Genomic DNA, 18264 nt, shown 5'->3' with positions numbered 1-18264 from the left:
TGCGGAGGACCCACCGATGACCGCCCCGGTTCTGGACAAGACCGACTACGACGTCCTCAACGTCGTCGCGCTGAAGAAGATGGCGTCCGCGCCGACGATCGTCACCGACACCGGCCTCGCCGCCGACGACGTGACGACCGTACTGACCGGCCTGTCCGAGCAGGGACTGGTGGTCGTCGCCGGTGACGCCGCCCTGCCCACCAACGAGGCCGAGCCGGCGCTGGCCGCGGCGGCCGCCGTCTACTACGCCGACCTGCGAGGCGACGCGGACCTCATCGAGCTGGTGGACAGGTTCGAGACCGTCAACGCCCAGTTCCTGACCACGATGTCGTCGTGGCAGCAGATCGACGTCGGCGGCCGGAAGGTCGCCAACGACCACAGCGACTCCGAGTACGACGACAAGGTCATCACGCGGCTCGACAAGCTCATCGCCCGGCTCGGCCCGCTGCTCGACGCCCTCGCCGGGCACGACGCGCGGTTCGCCGGCTACCCGCGCCGGTTCGCCGCCGCCATGGAGCTGATCGACGCAGGCCAGCACGACCTCGTCTCCTCGCCGACGAAGGACTCCGTGCACAACGTCTGGTTCGAGTTCCACGAGGACCTGCTGCGCACCCTCGGCCGGGAACGCACCGAATGACCGGCTTCACGCTGACCTTCACCGAGGCCGACCCCTCCGACGTCGACCGGCTCGGCGGCAAGGGCGCCGGTCTGGCGCGGATGACCCAGCAGGGCCTGCGGGTGCCGCCCGGCTACGTCATCGGCACCGACGCCTGCCGCAGCTACCTGGCCGAGAAGGCAGTACCGGCCGGTTTCGTCGACGAGGTCTTCTCCCGGCTCACCGAGCTCGAGCGCGCCTCGGGCAAGGCGTTTGGCGGTGTCGGGGGGGTGGGGGGCCCGCTACCGCTGCTGCTGTCGGTGCGCTCGGGCGCGCCGATCTCCATGCCGGGGATGATGGACACGATCCTCAACCTCGGCCTGGACCGCGCGGCGGCGGTCGCGCTGGCCGAGGCGACCGGCGACGCCCGGTTCGTGGCCGACCTCGTCGCGCGCTTCCACGCGATGTACTCCGAGACGGTCCTGGGCGCGTTGGATCCCGGCGAGGGCATCGACGCGCTGGTCGAGGCGGTCGACCCGGCCGAGGCTGCCGGCCCGGTGTACGACCGCATCTGGGCCGCCTGCGAGCAGGCGCTCGCCGACGACACGGGCGACTCGGTCCCCGACGACCCGCGGGCTCAGCTGCTCGGCGCGATCGAGGCCGTCTTCAGCTCATGGAACACCCGTCGGGCCCGCACGTATCGCGACCACCACAAGATCCCGCACGACCTCGGCACCGCCGTGGTCGTGCAGTCGATGGTGTTCGGCAACCTGTCGGCCGACTCCGGGTCCGGCGTGGTGTTCACCCGGAACCCGGTGACGGGGGAGCCGGGCCTGTTCGGCGAGTACCTGGCCCACAGCCAGGGCGAGGACGTCGTCGCCGGCACCCGGACCCCGGACCCGGTGACGGAGGCACTCGCGCCCGCCGTACTCGAGGAGCTCCGCGCCACGTGCGCCGAGCTGGAGCGCAGCCAGGGCGACGTGCTCGACATCGAGTTCACCGTCGAGCGTTCCGACCTCTACTTCCTGCAGGTCCGCAGCGCGAAGCGCACGGCGGAGGCCGCCGTGCGGATCGCGGCCGACTTCGCGTCCGAGGGGCATGTCGACCTGGCCACGGCCCTGCGGCACGTCTCGCCCGCACAGATCCGGCAGGTGCAGCGCCCGGGCTTCGACGACGGCGAGGTCGAGCAGGCCCGGGCCGGGGACCGGCTGCTCACCACCGGCATCGGGGCGTGCCCGGGCCAGGTCAGCGGCACCCTCGTCCTGGACTCCGACCGGGCCAGGGCCGCGGCGGACGACGGGCGCCAGGTGATCCTGGCCCGTCCGGTCACCAGCCCGGCCGACCTGCACGGGATGATCGCCTCCCAGGGCATCGTCACCGCCACCGGCGGCTCGACGAGCCACGCCGCGGTGGTCGCGCGGGCGCTCGGCACCACGTGCGTGGTGGGGGCGTCGGAGATCCGGGTGGACGAGGCCGAGCGCACGCTGAGCGTGGGGGACCGGACGCTCCGCGAGGGGGACGAGGTCTCCCTGGACGGCTCGTCGGGCGAGCTGTTCACCGGACGGTTCACCACCTCCACGCCGGCGGCGGCCACGGGCGCACTGGCCGCGCTGCTGGGCGTCGCGGCCGGAGCCAGCGGATGTGAGGTGCTGAGCCGGGTCACCCTGCCCGGTGACGTCGAGGCCGCGCGGGAGGCCGGGGCCACAGGCCTCGTCACCGCCGTCGACGACGTCCTCGCCGCCACCGGGCACATCGACGGGCTGGTCAGCGGCCTGCTGGGGGATGCGGGGATCGGTGCCATCGCCGATCTCGTGGCCGCCGAGTTCACCCCGCTGCTCACCGCGGCGGGGGATCTCGAGGTGGGGGTGCGGGCGATCGACCTGGTCGCCGACGAGGCACGCGAGCTGCTCCAGCAGACCGCGGTGACGACCCGGCATCCGGAGCTGTCGGTCCCGCTGGGCCGCCCGGCGCTGATCGAGGCCCAGCTCGACGGGCTCGCCCGGGCGCTGCGGGACTCCGGCGGGCGGGCGTCGGTGCACCTCGCGCTCCGCCACGTGTCCGACCCTGGCGAGGCCCGTGCGCTGCGGGACCTCGGGGAGGGCACGGGGATCGAGGTCGGCGCCTACCTCACCAGCCCCCGCGGCGTGATCGGCGCGAGCGGGATCGCCGAGGCCGTGGACGTCGTGTGGCTGGAGGTGCGCGCGGTTCAGGCCGCGATGTTCGGGCTGCCCGCCCGCCAGCTGCTCACGGCCGAGCCCCTCGACGACTACCTGCAGCGCGGGCTGCTCTCCTGTGACCCGCGTTCGACGATCGACCCGTCCGTCGAGACGCTGCTCGGACACGCCGCCGACGCGGCGATCCGGCCGGGCTGCCGGGTCGGGATGCGACTGTCCGGCGCGGTCTCGCAGGAAGCGGCTGCGCAGCTGCACGTGCTGGGGTTCCGGCGCTTTGCCGTCGACGCGGCGGAGATCCGCCCGGTCGTCCTGGCCCTGGGCAAGGCAGCGCTCGACGCCGGCGCCTGAGGACCGCTGCGCGATCAGGGCCTGTCGTGCAGCAGGCCCTCGCGCAGGCGGTCCAGGACCCCGTCGTCGATGCCGCGCGAGCGGGCCCAGGCCTCCGCGCCACCGTGGGACCGGTCCAGGCCGGCGAGGAACCCGCGAATGGTGTGCTCGAGGGCCTGGTACACCTCGGCGGGGACCGCGGCCATGTGGTCGCGGTAGCGCGGCCAGCCGCGGAACCGCTCGATCACGCGCGGCATGTTCAGCCCGGTGCGCAGGTAGTCGGCGACGATCTCTTCGTCGTCGACGCCCACGAGCCGTAGCAGCATCGCGGTGACGAGCCCGGTGCGGTCCTTGCCCGCCGCGCAGTGCACGAGAACGGGCCGTCCGGCGAGCGCACCCACCACCCGGATCACCGTGACCAGCGGGGAGGCGGGCGAGGCGAGGTGCTCCAGGTAGAAGTGCAGGCTCTGTTCGGCCGGGGGCAGGTCGGAGACCGGCAGGTCGCGCAGGGGCGCGTTGAGGTAGCTCACGGGCGTCGCGGCCATCGGGCCCCGCCCTTCTGTGACAGCCTCGGGCCCGATGCGCAGGTCGATGATCAGCTCCAGCGCCAGCTCGTCGACGAGGTAGGACACGTCGGCCGGGCTCAGCGCCTGGAGGGTGTCGCTCCGGAACAGGACACCCGGGCGGATCGACCTGCCGTCCCGGGTGCGCAGACCGCCGAGGTCCCGGAAGTTGAACGCGCCCTCGACGGTGCGTCTCCGTGCGTCAGCCACGTCGACACACCACGCGGATCGCGGCCAGGAGCTCGTCGTCCGAGCTCCCGGTCCGGCCGGCCGGGGACGTCGAGCGCGTCGGGGCGGTGACCGGCGCGTCGACGGAGCCCGTGCGCCGGGCCCGCCGGGCGGCGGCGGCCGCGCGGACCTGCCCGGCCGTGTCCTCGCCGGCCGTGGCCGGGACGGGCGCCGGGATCGCGCAGGCTCCCTCCGGTGGACGCGCCGCGGCGTCCCCCAGCAGGTGGGCTGCGATCTCCTGCGGCCACAGCGCGACGAACTCCGCGCCCGCCGCGGTCAGCTCCTCCACCGAGTGCATGCCCCAGGCGACGCCGACCACCCGGATCCCCGCCGCGAGGGCGTCGCGTACGTCGCCCGCGGTGTCGGTGACCAGCACGGTGCTGGACCGGTCGGGATCCTGGCGCCGTCCGCCCTCGTCGTAGTCGGCCGAGCAGCGGCGGCCGAAACCGCTCCCCGAGTCGGCCAGGAACGCCGCGATCGCCGCGCGCTTGTCCGGCGCCACGTCCCCGCCGAAGACGTGGGCGAAGCAGAAGGCGAGGTCGTTGGTCACGAGCACGCGGCGCAGCACCTGCATCGCGTTGGACGACATCACGGCGAGCGTGCAGTCGCTCGCGAGCCGGCGCACGACGTCGGAGACCCCGGGGACCAGCGGCGGCGTGTACTCGTTGCGCAGCAGCTCCAGGAACGCCTCCTTCGCCTGCGCGGCGTGCGCGTCGTCGCGGCACAGGCTGCGGATCGACTCGAAGACGTTGCCGCGGAACAGGTCGAAGTACTGCTCGGGCCGGTCGACACCCAGCTCGAAGCGCTTGCTGATCTGCTCGAAGATCTCCCACGACGCGATGCGGGTCTGGACCAGCGTGCCGTCCAGGTCGAAGATCACCGCGCGCACCGGCGGGGTGCTCACGGCGTCACCTCGTGCCGAGGACCCGGTTGTAGGCCGCGCCCAGCTCGCCGAGCCCGATGAAGTCCATGCACTCGCCGTATCCGGTCATGCCGTTGCAGGTCCAGCGGTGCAGCGAGTTGTGGCCGACCGTGCCGGGCCAGGCCTGCCAGGGGAACGTCGTGAGCGCGGTGCCCTCGAGCTCCCAGGTGCGGTCCGAGGAGTCGGTCACCGAGAGCTGGATGGCCTCCGGGTAGAAGCCCGTGCGCCAGGTGGTGCCGCCGCCGCCCTTGAGGCCCTGCACCTTGCCGTTCTCGAGCACGTAGCCGTGCGTCATCGTCAACGGCGACGGCGCGTCGGGCCCGGCGTCGGTCCCGAAGTCGAACAGTGCGTGCACCGCGAGGTCCTTCGAGAAGTGCGCGTGCATCCAGCTCAGCCGCGACGTCTGCCGCTCGGCCCGGACGCCCCAGCTGTGGTCCATGGTGGAGACGCAGTCGATCGGCGTGGTGGCGCCGCGCAGCGAGATCTCGCCCTCGACCTGCCCTGTGAGGTCGAAGTGGCCGGCGTAGGCGTGGCCCCAGGTGAGGTCCCAATCCTTGTCAGCGTGAGTCTTGGCGGCGGCCATGGGGTCCTGGGCAGGGTCGTTGATGTCGTAGGGGTCCATCAGCCCGGTGAAGCGGAAGTGCAGCTCCAGCTCGGCCGCCGGGTCGGAGTAGTCGACGTCCCAGACCTTGTTCGGCTCCGAGCAGACCACCTTCAGCCCGTTGGCGAGCTCGTAGTCCAGCAGGTTCGACGGCTGGGGGACCACCAGGTGCTCCCACGCGTCCCAGTAGTCGGCCGCCCACGGCATCGTCACGCGGCGGCTGTTCACCGACACCGTGGAGCCGACGGCGCCCAGGGGCTCGCGGAACAGGCCGTACACCCCGATGTTGAGCGGGGTGGCCGTGTCCTGGCCGGCGTAGAGGCCGAAGTAGTTGGTCTCCGCCCACAGCGGGTCGTCGCTGGTGGGCGGGTGGAACTGTGCGTCCTCGGGACGGATCACCGGTGAACCCTCCTTGCATCGGGGCAGGGTCACCAGAGTGCTGGGCGGGGTCGGGCCGATCCAGTGCGGCCCTGGACAAGAGGTCCGCGGGACGTTGTCCCGTCGGGATAGGGCCAGGCGCCGAACGGCCGCCCTACTGTCCGCCGCAGGCCGACCAACGGAGGTGACCCGGGTATGCAGCTGGCCAAAGTGCTGGGTCAGGTCGTCGCGACGGTCAAGGAACCAGGCCTCGGGCGGTTCACCCTCCTCCTGCTGCAGGACGCCACCGGCGCCGACCCGGAACGGGTCAGCGGCCCTGCCTACGTCGCCGTCGATCTCGTCGGCGCCGGCGTGGGAGAGATCGTCCTGGTGGCATCGGGTGGGGCGGCACGGGTCGCCGCCGGTGCCGACGCACCGACGGACCGCGCCGTGGTCGCCATCGCCGACTCGGTCATCAGGGCCGGAACCGTCACCTACCGCAAGACATGACAGGGCCCGAAATGTCAGGACCCGACACGACACCCACGGAGGACGACATGGCGCCGACAGCGGCCGGTGGCACCGGAGTGCCCGCAATGCGCGGGGCACTCGGACTGATCGAGACGAAGGGCCTGGTCGGTGCGATCGAGGCGGCCGACGCGATGGTCAAGGCGGCGAACGTGCAGATCGTCGGCCACCGCGAGATCGGTGGCGGCCTCGTCACCGTCATGGTGCGCGGTGACGTGGGCGCGGTGAAGGCCGCGACCGACGCCGGTGCGGTCGCCGCGGGCAAGGCGGGCGAGGTCGTCTCGGTCCACGTCATCCCGCGTCCGCACGACGAGACCGAGGGCATTCTCGCGATCCTGACCCGTCCGAAGGGCTGACGAGGCGGCACCGCCCGACCGAGTAGCCGAGGTGTGGAGATGGTGATGTGGAGATGACCGCGTCTCTGGACGCCGATCTGGCCGGTCTGGCCGATGTCCGGGCGAAGGCCCGGGCGGCCCGTCGGGCGTTCGACGAGCTGGAGGGAGCCGACCAGGCGACCCTCGACCACTACGTGCGTGCGATGGCGGTCGCCGGGACGAAGGCCGCCGAGGAACTCGCCCGCCTCGCTGTCGACGAGACCGGTTACGGCGTCTACGAGCACAAGATCTACAAGAACCGCTACAACACGGGCTTCGTGGCGAAGTGGATGCTGGAGCGTCGCGCGGTCGGTGTGCTGTGGGTGGACGAGCAGGCCCGTGTGACGGCCGTCGGCACGCCGATGGGCGTGATCGCCGGGATCATCCCGGTCACCAACCCGACCTCGACGACGCTGTTCAAGAGCCTCGCAGCGGTGAAGTCCGGCAACGCCATCGTGCACGCCCCGCACCCGCGCGCGGCCCGGTGCACGTTGCGGACGGCCGAGATCATGGCCGAGGCCGCGGTCGCCGCGGGTGCACCCACGGGTCTGATCTCGTGCATCGAGAATCCGACCCTGCCCGCGACACAGGAGCTGATGCGCCGCCCGGAGATCGCGCTCGTGATGGCCACGGGCGGACCCGGCATGGTGCGGGCCGCCTACTCCAGCGGGAAGCCGACCATCGCCGTCGGGGCGGGCAACGTCCCGGCGTATGTCGGAGCCAGCGTCCCGGACGCGGCCGAGGCCGCGGAGATGATCATCACCTCGAAGTCGTTCGACAACGGCACGGCCTGCGTCGCAGAGCAGTCGGTCGTCGTGGTCGACGCCGTCGCACCGGCCTTCCTGACCGCTTTCGAGCAGCGGGGGGCATTCTGGTTGAGCAAGGCCCAGCAGAAGCAGCTCGTTCGGGTCCTGTTCGACGACCGTGGTGCGCTTCGCCCGGGCTCCGTCGGGCAGACGGCGGCTGACCTGGCCAATCTCAGCGGCTTCTCCGTCCCGGAGGAGACGCGGGTACTCGCCGCCGAACTCGAGACCGTCGGCGTGGACACCCCCTTGTCGAGGGAGATCCTCGGGCCGGTCCTATCGGTGTACCGCGTGATGGATGCTGAGGCGGGGTGGAAACGGTGCCGGGAGATCCTCGCGCTCGACGGCGAGGGACACACCTGCGCCGTCCACGCGTCCGATCCGGCCGAGATCGCGCCGTTCGGCAGGCTCCCGGCCGGCCGAATCGTGATCAACACCCCGGCGCTGTTCGGCGGGATGGGGTACTCGACCGACGTCGACCCGTCCTTCCAGCTCGGCACGGGCACCTGGAGCGGCTCGATCTGCTCCGACAACGTCACCCCGCTGCACCTGATCAACATCAAGCGGATCGCGCACGAGGTGCGGCCGTGGCGCACCGTCTACGACCCGGTGGAGCTGTGACGGCGGCGGGCGACCCGCGCCGGCTGCTGGACGCGGCGGCGGCGCTCGTCGGGACCGGGCCCGACCGGTCGCCGTCCGGGCCGTTGCGGGTGGGGGTCGACCTCGGCACGGCGAGCTGCGTGCTCGTGGTGCTCGACGACGCGGACCAGCCGGTCTGGGTCGACAGCCACCCGTCGGGCGCCCTGCGTGACGGGGTGGTCGTGGACTTCGCGAAGGCCGTGTCCACCGTGCGGCTGCTCAAGACCCGCGCCGAGGAGGCGATGGGTCGGACGCTGGAGTCCGCGGCCACGGCCCACCCGCCGTGCATCCCGGTGAAGGACGCCCGCGCCTGCACCTACGTGTGCGAGTCGGCCGGGTTCGCCGACGTCGTGCTCGTCGACGAAATCACCGCCGCACAGCGCACCCTGCAGGTGAGCGACGGCGTGGTGGTCGACGTCGGCGGCGGTTCCACGGGCGTCGGCGTGTTCCGCGCCGGTCGGCTCGCCGAGCTCGACGACCGCGCTGGCGGCGGGCACCACCTCGACCTCGTCCTCGCCGGAGCGCTCGGTCTCCCGCTGGAGGAGGCGGAGGGGCACAAGCGCGAGCACCAGCAGGAGTCGTTGCCCATCCTCGTCCCCGGTCTCCAGCGCATCGCCGAGTCGGTGCGGGCGATGACCCACGACGCGGAGGAGCTGCCCCTGCACCTCGCGGGCGGAGCCCTGATGATCGCCGGCGCGGGGGACGTGCTGGCCAAGTACCTGGAGCGCACCGTCGTGACCTATCCGCACGCCCTGCTGATCACCCCGATCGGGATCGCGAGGTCCGCAGTATGAATGCGCCGACCACCATCACGGCCCGTGTTCCGGCCGCGACCCCTGTTCGGGAGCACTCGGCATGACCCGCCCGGTTCCCACGTTGCGCACCTACGCCTACGTCGACCGCATGCAACCGCAGTGCGCCGCCCACATCGCCGCCACCAGCCCCGGCGACGTCCCGCTGGCCGGAATGGCGGAGCTCTACATCGAGATGGCCCCGGGCAACGAGGTCTTCCGGGCCGCCGACATCGCGCTGAAGGCCGCGGGTGTGCGGCCCGCCCTGCAGATCATCGAGCGCGAGTTCGGGTTGCTGGAGATCCACTCCGAGCAGCAGGCGGAGGTGCTCGCCGCCGGGCAGGCCGTGCTCGACGAGCTGGGGATGACCGAGGCGGACCGGATCAAGCCCGTGATCGCGTCCACCCAGTTCATCACCAACGTGCACCCCTACCAGGCGCAGCTGCTCAACAAGTGGCGCAAGGGCTCGATGATGATGCCCGGGATGAGCCTGTTCGTCATGGAGGTGGCCCCGGCCGCCTACATCGCGATCGCCGCGAACGAGGCGGAGAAGGCCGCGGACATCACCGTCATCGAGCTGCGCGCGGTCGGCCGGTTCGGCCGGATGTTCCTCTCCGGCACCGAGAGCGACGTCCAGAGCGCCCGCGACGCCGCCGTCGCGGCGCTCGAGGGGATGCACGGGCGGGAGGACAAGCGATGACCGTGTTCGGGGCGGCCGACGTCGACGCCGCAGAGCGGAGCGGCGTCCTGCAGGTGGGCGCCAAGGACGTCGTGACGCCGCTCGCGCGGGAACGGGCCCGGGAGCTGGGTGTCCAGATCATCTTCGCCACCCCGGGCACCGCGGCCGCCGTCGACGGCGACCGCCGGCACTCGTCGTCAGCGCAGTACCCCTCCTCACCGGTCCCACGGCCGAGCTCCTCGGTGCCCCAGCCGGCCCTGCCGGCGCACCCGTCGTCGTCGACCACCGCCGCACGCCGCCCCGCGGTCGCGCCGCCCACGCCGTCCCCGGCCGGCCCGACACCGAGCCGGGCCGCCGTCCGGGCGCGGCCCGAGCCGGCGCCGCCTCCCGTCCGCCCGCCGTCGGGCGCACTGTTCCGGCGCGGGGCCCCGCTGCCGGCCGCGGTCCGCCCCGGTGGAGGAGCCGCCCGGGGCACCGGTCGGGTCGTGGTCGTCGGGGCCGGGAACGTCGGCATGATCGCCGGCATGCGCCTGGCCGACACCGACGCGTTCGAGGAGGTCGTGCTCGTCGACATCGACGAGGGCCGGGCCGCGGGCATCGCACTGGACCTCACCCACACCGCGGCGCTGAGCGGCTTCGCCACCCGGGTGCGGGGAGTGGGCTCGGTCGAGGCCGCCGGACCCGCCGACTACGTGATCATCACCGCGGGGCGGGCCCGCCGGCCGGGGATGAGCCGGTCCGATCTGATCAGCACGAACGCCGCCATCGTCGGCGACGTCGCGAAACGGGTGGCCGCCACCTCGCCGCAGGCGGTGATCGTGGTGGTCACCAACCCGCTCGACGAGATGACGCAGCACGCCTGGCAGGCGTCCGGTTTCCCCGCGGAACGGGTGCTGGGCATGGCCGGGGTACTCGACACGGCGCGGTTCCAGGCCCTCGCGTCGCTGGACGGGCCCGCCCGTGCGGACCGCATCACAGCGTGGGCGCTGGGCAGCCACGGAGAGGAGATGGTCATCCCGCTCTCGCAGGCCACCGCCGACGGCCGCCCGCTGAGCCCGGGTCCCGCGATCGACGCCGTCGTGAACCGCGCTCGCGGATCGGGCGCCGAGGTCGTGGGCCTGCTGAAATCCGGCAGCGCGTTCATGGCGCCCGGGATGTCGGCGGCGCGGATGGTGCTGGCGATGGCCGCCGACACCGGCGAGGTCATGCCCGCGGCCGTGCTGGCCGACGGCAGCTACGGCATCCGCGACGTCTACGTGGGCCTCCCGGCCCGGCTCGGCCGCGGCGGGGTCCGCGAGATCGTCGAGCTGGACCTGCTCCCGGACGAGCTCGCCGCCCTGCGTGAGGCCGCCGACCGCATCCGCGAACGGCTCGGGCAGCTCGCTGCGGCAGCAGCAGGATGAGCGCGCCAGGATGAGGGCCGTCGTCTTCGTAGGTAACGGTGAGGTGAGCGTGGAGTCGGTGACCGACCCCGCGATCGCCGACCCCGGCGACGCCGTGGTGCGGGTCCGCCGAGCTGCCGTCTGCGGCACCGACCTGCACACCGTCGCCCACGCCGAGCACGTGCCCCGCGGCACCGTCCTCGGGCACGAGTTCGCCGGGGACGTCGTCGAGGTGGGGCCCGCGGTCACGGGTCACCGGGTCGGCGACCGGGTGGTCGGCGCCGACTTCACCGCCTGCGGCCGGTGCTGGTGGTGCCGGCGGGGGGACCACTGGGAGTGTGCCGACCGGCGCTTCTTCGGCACCGGCGCCGCGTTCGGCCCGGCACTGGCCGGCGCGCAGGCGGAGCTGGTCCGGGTGCCGTTCGCCGACACCGTGCTGCGCCCGGTGCCCGCTGACGTCGACCTCGACGCCGCGGTGTTCCTCGGCGACACCCTGGCCACCGGCTACGCTGCGGTCCGGCGCTGCGGGCTGACGCCCGGGGACACGGTCGTCGTGATCGGCGGCGGGCCGGTCGGGCAGCTGACCAGCCTGGCCGCGCAGGCGTGCGGCGCCGGGATCGTGGTCGTGGTCGAACCCGTCGACGAGCGGCGTGAGCTGGCGGTGCGCCAGGGTGCGCTGGGCTCTGTCCCCGACGGGACCCGGCAGCTCGTCGACGAGGTGACCGACGGCCGCGGTGCCGACGCGGTGATCGACGCGATCGGGGGTCCGCGCGGCCTGGAGACCGCGTTCGCGCTGGTCCGGCGCCGCGGCACGATCGTCTCCGTGGGCGTGCACGCGGATCCGCCCTGGCCGTTGCCGGTCGCCGCGGCGTTCGCCGACGAGCTGACGTTGCGGTTCGCCATCGGCGACGTGATGCGCGACGGCGACGCGCTGGTTGGCCTGCTGCGTTCCGGTGCGGTCGACCCGACCGTCGTCGCCTCGGAGACGGTCGGCCTCGACGGCGTCCCTGACGCGTATCGGCGGATGGCCCAGAGACGTACGCTCAAGTCCCTGATCGCGCTATGACGCCGGCGGAGGTGGGTTACATGTCTCCGCTGCCGACCCGGCTCGACCTGCGGGCCGAGCGTGCCAGCCTGGCCGACCTCCTCGAGACCCTGCCCACCGATGTCGACGGGGCGGCCGGCGATCTCGCGGGCCGCGCGTCGCTGCTGACCGGCACCCCCGTCACGGTCGCGGCCTGGACGGGGGAGCGTTGGATCGGGCTGGCTGGGCCCGGCACCGGCGTCGCCGGCCTGCCGCAGATCGGCCTCACCAACGGCAGCTGCCGCGACCGCCCCGGGATGCTCGCGGCCGACGGCGGCACCGTGGCCGTCTGCTGGGACCCCTCCGTCCGGTGGGAACCGGAGTGGATCCACCTCCTGCGGCAGGCGTGTGCGTGGCTGTCGCTGCTGCTGCGGCAGGCGACGTCGTCGGAGGAGATCGGTGCCGCCGGCGCCGAGGCCGAGGTGATCCGCGACGTCGTCCGTCAGCTGCTGTCCGTGCGCGACGTCGACCGGCTGCTGCTGTCCATCGCGGAGCGCATCCTGGGCCTGCTCGACGCCGACATCTGCGGGGTGATGCTGCGCGAGGGCGACGTCGTCCGCATGCGCTCGTGCGTCGGCAACCGGGTCGCGCAGACCGCGCGCCTGCAGATGCGCCGCGGACAGGGCGTCGCCGGCCTGGTGTTCCTCACCGGTGAGCCGGCCAAGGTCGACTCCTACCTCGACGACGAGACCATCAGCCAGGACTTCATGTCGCTGGCCGAGCGCGAGGAGACCCGGTCGGCGCTTGCCGTGCCGCTGCGGCTGCAGGGCGAGTTCATCGGGGTACTCGAGGTCTGGCGCCGCCGCCGGTCGGTCTTCACCGAGCACGACATCCGCCGGATGGTCACCCTCGCCGACATCGCCACCATCGCTATCGACAACGCCCGCCTCCACGACGAGCAGGCGGCGTCCACCGCGGAGACCGAACGTGCCCGCGACGCCCTGCAGCACCAGGTCGCGGTGCTGGACCGCTCGTCGGGACTGCAGCAGACGCTGCTGACCACGGTGATCGAGGGCGGCGGCCTCCCGGCGATCGCCCGGACGGTGGCTGTCGACCTCGACTGCGAGGTCGGGGTCTACGGCCCGGACGGCGCCATGCTCGCGTCGCACACCGGGTCGCAGGTCGTCGGGTCGCTGCCAGCCGCTCTGCCCCCCGGAACGGGCGGTGGCCGCAACCGCAACCGGGACGTGAAGCGGTGGATCCGCCCCGTCTACGCCGACGGGGACCAGGTCGGTCGGGTCCTGCTGGTCCAGGGGCGGCAGTCCGCGGAGATGATGGACGCCGTCGCCGGGCAGGTGGCGATGGCGTGCTCGCTGGCCCTGCTCCGGCAGCGAGCCGCGAGCCGTGCCCGGTCCGAGGCGATCGAGCAGGTTCTGTGGGATCTCCTGCAGGGCCCGGTGGAGCACCGGCTCGCCGCCCGCGCCCGCGCTCAGCAGCTGAACATCAACCTGACCGGGGCGCTGCGCGTCATCCACGGCCAGATCGAGAACGTGGAGGAGCTGGGCGCGCAGGAGGGGTGGGACACCTCGCAGATCGACCGGGTCCGCCGTGACGTGCTCCGCACGGTCCGCGTGCCCGCCGACGGGCGTGGTCTGACCCTGGCGAGTCTGAGGGGGGACCTGCTGGTGGCGGTGGCCGCGGACCTCGACCGGTCAGTGGCCAAGGATCTGGTGGCGTCGTTCTCCACGGCCGTCAACGTTCACCACCCCGGCCTGAGGCTCACCTGGGGCGTGAGCCGCGAGCACCACGACGTCATCGAGCTGCCGAGCGCGCTCAACGAGGCTCGCACCGCACTGTCGGCGGCGCGGCGCCTGGGTGGACAGAACGTCTTCCTCTACGAGGAGCTCGGCATCGTGCGGCTGCTGCTCGGCAACGGCAACGACCCGGACCTGCAGACGTTCATCGACGAGGTCACCGGCCCGCTCGTCGCCTACGACCGGGACAACGACGGGGCGCTGATCCGGACCTTGCGGGTGTTCTTCGAGTCCGACTGCTCACAGCGGGTCGCGGCGGAGCGGCTGTTCGTCCACCACAAGACCCTGCGGTACCGGTTGGAACGCATCCGCCAGCTCACCGGCCTCGACCTGAGCCGTCACGAGGACCGCATGCGCGCCGACTTCGCGTTGCGGCTGCTGCAGGTCAACCAGACCGCGACCGACGAGATCGGCTGACCGGCGCGATCAGGACGTCGGGGTGATCGCTTCGCCGATGACGCCCTCGGTCTCGCCGTGCGGTCGGGGGATCACGTGGCTGGTGTACAGCTCGCCCACCCGCTCCGCGGCGGCTCGACCTGCAGCGACCGCAGCCTGGACCGCGCCGACATCCCCACGGACGACGATCGAGACCTGCCCGTTGCGCATTGTGCGATAGCCCTCGATCTCGACGTTCGCCGCCTTCACCATCGCGTCGGCGGCCTCGACCGCCCCGACCAGACCCTTCGTCTCGATGAAACCCACGGCACCGGCCACGGCGATCTCCTCGTCCTGGGGCGGCACCGGCGATCCGGTGCGGCACGAACTGCCCTGCACGCTAGTGCGACTCGGCACCTCACCTACTGTCCATGCGGGACAACAGGCGGCACGGTCGTTGTCCGTGGCGGAGAGTGTGGGCTGCTTCGTGGTCCGCAGGCGAGAGCATTCCGATGCTGGAATGGCGTTGCTTGGAGTTGTCGTAGCAGTCGCCGATCGAGCCCATCGATCCGACGAGGCCGGCGTCGACAGGCGCTGCCCGAATGTCCATGACGTGAACTGCGACCCGTGATCCGAATGTAGGATCGCGGAATGCCGCTCCGGTGCGCGGCGGGTGATCGCCATGCCCAACGCGTCGACGACCAGCGCGGTGCGCATGTTGTTGTCGATCGACCATCCCACGATACGCCGTGAACAGGCGTCGAGAACGGCCGCGCAGTACACCTTCCCTTCGAACGTCGGGTGCTCTGTGATGTCGGTGCACCACAGCTCATCGGGTCCGTCCACGACGGAGTCCCGGTCGACCAGGTCCGTGTAGGGCTCGGCATGCACGTCACGGACGGTGCAGTCGCGGCCATCCGTAGGTTCCGCGAGATTCGTCGTGGATGGTCTCGATGTGTTTGAGCAGCATCTCGTTCTCCTGTCCACGGGCCGACTTCATCCGGGATCGCCATTCGTAATAGCCCTGGCGTCGCACGATCAGGACCCGGCAGGTCACCGCGACGTCGAAACCGTCGTCGGCGAGTTCATGGACCAGCGGGGAACTACTTTGGGAGGACGTTCTCCCGGGCGAAGTACGCGGCCGCGCGCTTGAGGATCTCGTTCTCGATCTCGAGGCGACGTTTCTCCTTGCGGAGCTCGGTCAGCTCGCGTTTCTCGTCGCTGGTCAGCCGCGTCGACGAGGAGTTGCCGTTATCGGCGTCGTCCCGGGCCATCCAGTTCCGCAGGCACGATTCGCAGATCCGTAGGTCTTTCGCGATCGCTGAGATGGGTTGCTCGTCGAGGCGGGCGAGCTCGATGGCGCGGCGCCGGAACTCCGACGGGTGTGGTGCGGGCACGAACGACATCCGCCCTGGCGAACGGGGTCCGTCTCAGGTGACGTGTCCGGCGTCAGGGGGGCAAGCTCATTGCAGCGTTCGGTGCGGGTCGAGAAAATTGTCGTTGGTGTTCGTCGGTGTGGCGTGTCGTCGCTGCGGGGCGGGTTGGGCACACTCCCGGGGTGGCCCGAAAAATGCGGGAGGGGTTGGTCTGGTTCGCCGTACTGGCCGGTTTCTACTTCACCTTGGTCTCGGAGTACGACTGGCCGGAGATCGCGACCGGGCTGGGTGCGGCGGCGGTCGGTGCGACCGCGGCGGTGTCTCGTCCCGGGTTTGATGGAGGCCATCAAGCCTGGAGGATGATCGACCGATGGTCGCCCCGAGGAAGTACCCCGACGAGCTGCGGGAACGAGCGATCCGGCTCGTGCTCGACGCGAAGGCCGCCCCGGACGGCGGCGGCGGGAACGTCTACAAGCGCATCGGTGAGCAGCTGGGGATCAACCCAGAGACGTTGCGGGGCTGGGTGAAGCAGGTCGAGATCGACAACGGCACGAGGCCTGGCACCACCACCGACGATGCGACCCGCCTCGCGGAGCTCGAACGTGAGGTTCGGGAGCTGCGGCGGGCGAACGCTATTCTCAAGTCCGCGTCGGCTTTCTTCGCGGCGGAGCTCGACCGCCCCAGCAGATAGTCCTCAACTATATTGAGGCGAACAAGACCGAGTTCGGGGTCGAGCCGATCTGCGCGGTATTGAAGGATGCCGGTGTTCCGATCGCCCCGAGCACTTTCCATGCGTCGAGAACACGTCTGCCTTCAGCGCGGACGGTCACCGATGCCGAGAACCTAGCGGAGATCGCGCGAGTGCATAAAGAGAATTTCGGCGTGTACGGCAGCCGGAAAGTGTGGGCTCAGCTGCGTCGCGAGGGTGGGGTGAACGGCCGTCAGGTGGCGCGCTGCACCGTGGAGCGGCTGATGCGCAGCAACGGCCTGCGCGGGGTGTCGAGGCTGCGGGCGCCGCGCACGACGGTACGTACCAGCGGGCAGGAACTGTGGCCGGACCTGGTCGACCGCGACTTCACCGCGGAGGCGCCGAACCGGCTGTGGGTCGCCGACATCACCTACATTCGCACGTTCTCCGGCTGGGTGTACGCCGCGTTCGTCATGGACGTGTTCTCGCGGCGGATCGTTGGCTGGCAGCTGTCGCGCAATCTCTACACCGACCTCGCGTTGGACGCACTGAATATGGGAATCTGGACCCGGCAACGCGCCGGCGCGGACCTCTCCGAACTGATACATCACTCGGACCGCGGCGTGCAATATGTCGCCGTGCGCTACGGAGAACGGCTTGCCGAAGTCGATGCAGTCGCCTCTGTGGGGTCGGTCGGCGATTCCTATGATAATGCGATGGCGGAGGCGTTCAATTCGCTGTTCAAGGCCGAGCTGGTTCGGAATCGGGGGCCGTGGCGTGGGATCGAGGACCTCGAGCTGGCCGTCGCGGAGTACATCGACTGGTACAACCACCGCCGCCTGCATGGCGAGCTTGGCTTGATCCCACCGGTCGAGCACGAGGCCCTACACGCTGACACCGACCTCGCCCGGCAGCCCGCCGGAGCGTGAGAACCGAGCCTCTACCAAACCCGGGACTTGACACGGTGGGGTCGGCCACGGCCGAGCGGGGCCGGTACCGGCCCGCGTGGCGGTGGGTGGGTTGGCTGGGTCCGCTGCCGTGGCAGGTGGTGGGTGACACGGCACGGCTGACGGTTCTGTTGGCGCGTCACGTCGTCGGTCGGGGTGCGGTGGAGGGCGGCGTTCGTGAGCTGCGGCTGGCCCGCGGTGAGGATGCGGCCCGGGGTTCGGCGCGGCGCGCCCTGGGCGGGTGGGTTCTGTCGTTCGCCCCGGGCAGCTATGTCGTGGATGTCGACCCGGACACCGGAGTGGTCGTGCTGCACGACTTGGGTGCGGCGGCGTCCTCCCCGCTCGATGACCGGGTGGCCGGGTGAACGCCTGGTTGTGGGCGGCCACGGTCCTGGCGGTGGCGGGTCTGGCGCCGTGTCTGGTGGTGACGGTGCGTTCGGGTGCGCTGGAACGGCTGGTCGGGTTGGAACTGGCCGGGGTGGTCGCCACGGTGGTGCTGCTGTTGCTGGCCCAGGGCTTCGGTCGCAGTAGCTACGTTGATCTGGCGTTGGTGCTGGCGTTGTTGTCGTTCGCCGGGTCGCTGGTGTTCGCTCGGTTCCTGCAGCGGTGGGTGTGACCGTGCGGCACATCATTGCGCTGGTCCTGCTGGTGGCCGGGGTGACAGTGATCGTTCTGTCGTGTCTCGGGGTGCTGGTGGTGCCGGGCGCCTACCAGAAGCTGCATTTCGCCGCGCCGGCGTCGTCGCTGGGTGGGGTGCTGGTCGGAGCGGGGTTGGCGGTCGAGGCCGCCGTGTTCACTTCCGCGTTCAAGGACGTGTTCACGGTGCTGGTCCTGGCCGTGACCGGTCCCGTTGTCACGACGGCGACCGCCCGCGCGGTCCGCGCCCGGGACCAGCGCCAAGACGTCCAGCGCCGGGACGACCGGCCCGGTGAAGACCGGCCCGGTGAAGACCGGCCCGGTGAAGCCGGGCCCACCGAAGGCCGGCCCACCGAAGGCCGGCACATCGAAGGCCGGCACATCGAAGGCCGGCACATCGAAGGACGGCACATCGAAGGACGGCACAGCGATGACCGGCAC

19 protein-coding genes, 1 pseudogene and 1 other annotated feature are annotated in these 18264 nt (G+C 71.7%); of the genes and pseudogenes, 14 read left to right on the top strand and 6 right to left on the bottom strand.

Translation table 11 applies throughout. The annotated features are described in order from the left end of the window. Positions 1-16 precede the first annotated feature (16 nt). Together BGP03_RS33070 and BGP03_RS33065 are read left to right on the top strand one after the other, a co-directional pair. Positions 17-637 carry a hypothetical protein gene (locus BGP03_RS33070; RefSeq protein WP_296370385.1) on the top strand — a complete coding sequence of 207 codons (621 nt, stop codon included), beginning with the start codon at positions 17-19 and terminating at the stop codon, positions 635-637. Further along, a complete protein-coding gene (locus BGP03_RS33065) occupies positions 634-3117 on the top strand; it encodes a pyruvate, phosphate dikinase (RefSeq protein WP_298796209.1) in 2484 nt (827 codons plus the stop codon). Before BGP03_RS33070 ends, BGP03_RS33065 begins: the two co-directional genes overlap by 4 nt. Positions 3118-3131: 14 nt before the next feature. Here the strand turns inward: BGP03_RS33065 and BGP03_RS33060 are convergent, their stop codons facing one another. From BGP03_RS33060 to BGP03_RS33050, 3 genes are read right to left on the bottom strand one after another with little or no spacing between them, the layout of a single operon-like run. Continuing rightward, positions 3132-3869, bottom strand: coding sequence for a tyrosine-protein phosphatase (locus tag BGP03_RS33060; RefSeq protein WP_296370382.1), 738 nt, complete (start codon positions 3867-3869; stop codon positions 3132-3134). Further along, positions 3862-4791, bottom strand: coding sequence for an HAD family hydrolase (locus BGP03_RS33055; RefSeq protein ID WP_298796211.1), 930 nt, complete (start codon positions 4789-4791; stop codon positions 3862-3864). Before BGP03_RS33055 ends, BGP03_RS33060 begins: the two co-directional genes overlap by 8 nt. Positions 4792-4795: 4 nt before the next feature. After that, positions 4796-5809, bottom strand: a complete 1014-nt coding sequence (locus BGP03_RS33050; protein ID WP_298796213.1) for a hypothetical protein — start codon at positions 5807-5809, stop codon at positions 4796-4798. A gap of 174 nt (positions 5810-5983) precedes the next feature. On the opposite strand from BGP03_RS33050, the gene BGP03_RS33045 reads away from it, so the two are divergent. The 8 genes from BGP03_RS33045 (at position 5984) to BGP03_RS33010 (ending at position 14218) form a co-directional block, all read left to right on the top strand. Beyond that, a complete protein-coding gene (locus tag BGP03_RS33045) occupies positions 5984-6277 on the top strand; it encodes a EutN/CcmL family microcompartment protein (protein WP_296370376.1) in 294 nt (97 codons plus the stop codon). A gap of 86 nt (positions 6278-6363) precedes the next feature. After that, positions 6364-6651: a BMC domain-containing protein gene (locus BGP03_RS33040; protein ID WP_296370436.1), complete on the top strand. Its 288-nt coding sequence runs from the start codon at positions 6364-6366 to the stop codon at positions 6649-6651. Positions 6652-6704: 53 nt separating this feature from the next. Further along, positions 6705-8093 carry an aldehyde dehydrogenase family protein gene (locus tag BGP03_RS33035; RefSeq protein ID WP_298796215.1) on the top strand — a complete coding sequence of 463 codons (1389 nt, stop codon included), beginning with the start codon at positions 6705-6707 and terminating at the stop codon, positions 8091-8093. Further along, positions 8090-8905, top strand: coding sequence for an ethanolamine utilization protein EutJ (gene eutJ / locus BGP03_RS33030; protein ID WP_296370372.1), 816 nt, complete (start codon positions 8090-8092; stop codon positions 8903-8905). The genes BGP03_RS33035 and eutJ overlap by 4 nt, the downstream gene beginning before the upstream one ends. 61 nt (positions 8906-8966) lie before the next feature. After that, entirely contained in the window at positions 8967-9602 is a 636-nt protein-coding gene (locus BGP03_RS33025; protein WP_296370370.1) for a BMC domain-containing protein, read from the top strand. Further along, positions 9599-10984 carry a malate dehydrogenase gene (locus tag BGP03_RS33020; protein ID WP_296370368.1) on the top strand — a complete coding sequence of 462 codons (1386 nt, stop codon included), beginning with the start codon at positions 9599-9601 and terminating at the stop codon, positions 10982-10984. Before BGP03_RS33025 ends, BGP03_RS33020 begins: the two co-directional genes overlap by 4 nt. Before the next feature lie 58 nt (positions 10985-11042). Continuing rightward, on the top strand, positions 11043-12029 hold the full coding sequence (locus BGP03_RS33015) for an alcohol dehydrogenase catalytic domain-containing protein (RefSeq protein WP_298796218.1): 987 nt from the start codon (positions 11043-11045) through the stop codon (positions 12027-12029). A 20-nt stretch (positions 12030-12049) separates the two neighbouring features. Beyond that, a complete protein-coding gene (locus tag BGP03_RS33010; protein WP_298796220.1) occupies positions 12050-14218 on the top strand; it encodes a helix-turn-helix domain-containing protein in 2169 nt (722 codons plus the stop codon). Positions 14219-14227: 9 nt separating this feature from the next. Here BGP03_RS33010 and BGP03_RS36170 read toward each other — a convergent pair whose 3' ends face one another. The 3 genes and pseudogenes from BGP03_RS36170 to BGP03_RS33000 form a co-directional block, all read right to left on the bottom strand. Continuing rightward, a complete protein-coding gene (locus tag BGP03_RS36170) occupies positions 14228-14515 on the bottom strand; it encodes a BMC domain-containing protein (RefSeq protein WP_363094951.1) in 288 nt (95 codons plus the stop codon). A 267-nt stretch (positions 14516-14782) separates the two neighbouring features. After that, a pseudogene (locus tag BGP03_RS36165) lies at positions 14783-15022 on the bottom strand (DDE-type integrase/transposase/recombinase); the annotation flags it as partial. Between the two features lie 257 nt (positions 15023-15279). Further along, entirely contained in the window at positions 15280-15573 is a 294-nt protein-coding gene (locus BGP03_RS33000; protein ID WP_296370361.1) for a hypothetical protein, read from the bottom strand. Positions 15574-15922: 349 nt separating this feature from the next. On the opposite strand from BGP03_RS33000, the gene BGP03_RS32995 reads away from it, so the two are divergent. The 4 genes from BGP03_RS32995 to BGP03_RS32980 all read left to right on the top strand — a co-directional run. Further along, positions 15923-17169 (top strand): IS3 family transposase gene (locus BGP03_RS32995; protein ID WP_298796222.1). Its coding sequence is split into 2 segments (ribosomal slippage): positions 15923-16205 and positions 16205-17169, totalling 1248 coding nucleotides; the frame shifts between segments, so codons are not numbered across the junction. Next, positions 16204-16332 (top strand) — a sequence feature (AL1L pseudoknot). Its footprint overlaps the gene before it by 129 nt. A 35-nt stretch (positions 17170-17204) precedes the next feature. Continuing rightward, the gene (locus BGP03_RS32990; protein ID WP_298796225.1) at positions 17205-17552 is read left to right on the top strand and encodes a hypothetical protein; all 348 of its coding nucleotides are present in this window, start codon (positions 17205-17207) and stop codon (positions 17550-17552) included. Then, a complete protein-coding gene (locus tag BGP03_RS32985) occupies positions 17549-17803 on the top strand; it encodes a monovalent cation/H+ antiporter complex subunit F (protein ID WP_296370358.1) in 255 nt (84 codons plus the stop codon). The genes BGP03_RS32990 and BGP03_RS32985 overlap by 4 nt, the downstream gene beginning before the upstream one ends. Next, positions 17794-18264, top strand: a 471-nt coding sequence (locus BGP03_RS32980) for a monovalent cation/H(+) antiporter subunit G (protein WP_299738684.1), incomplete at its 3' end; no start/stop codon positions are given. The genes BGP03_RS32985 and BGP03_RS32980, both read left to right, overlap by 10 nt.

Source organism: Pseudonocardia sp. 73-21, assembly GCF_001899645.1.
Taxonomy (GTDB): Bacteria; Actinomycetota; Actinomycetes; order Mycobacteriales; family Pseudonocardiaceae; genus Pseudonocardia.
The sequence above is the reverse complement of the archived record's forward strand: the minus strand, read 5'-3'. Positions and strand labels throughout refer to the sequence as shown.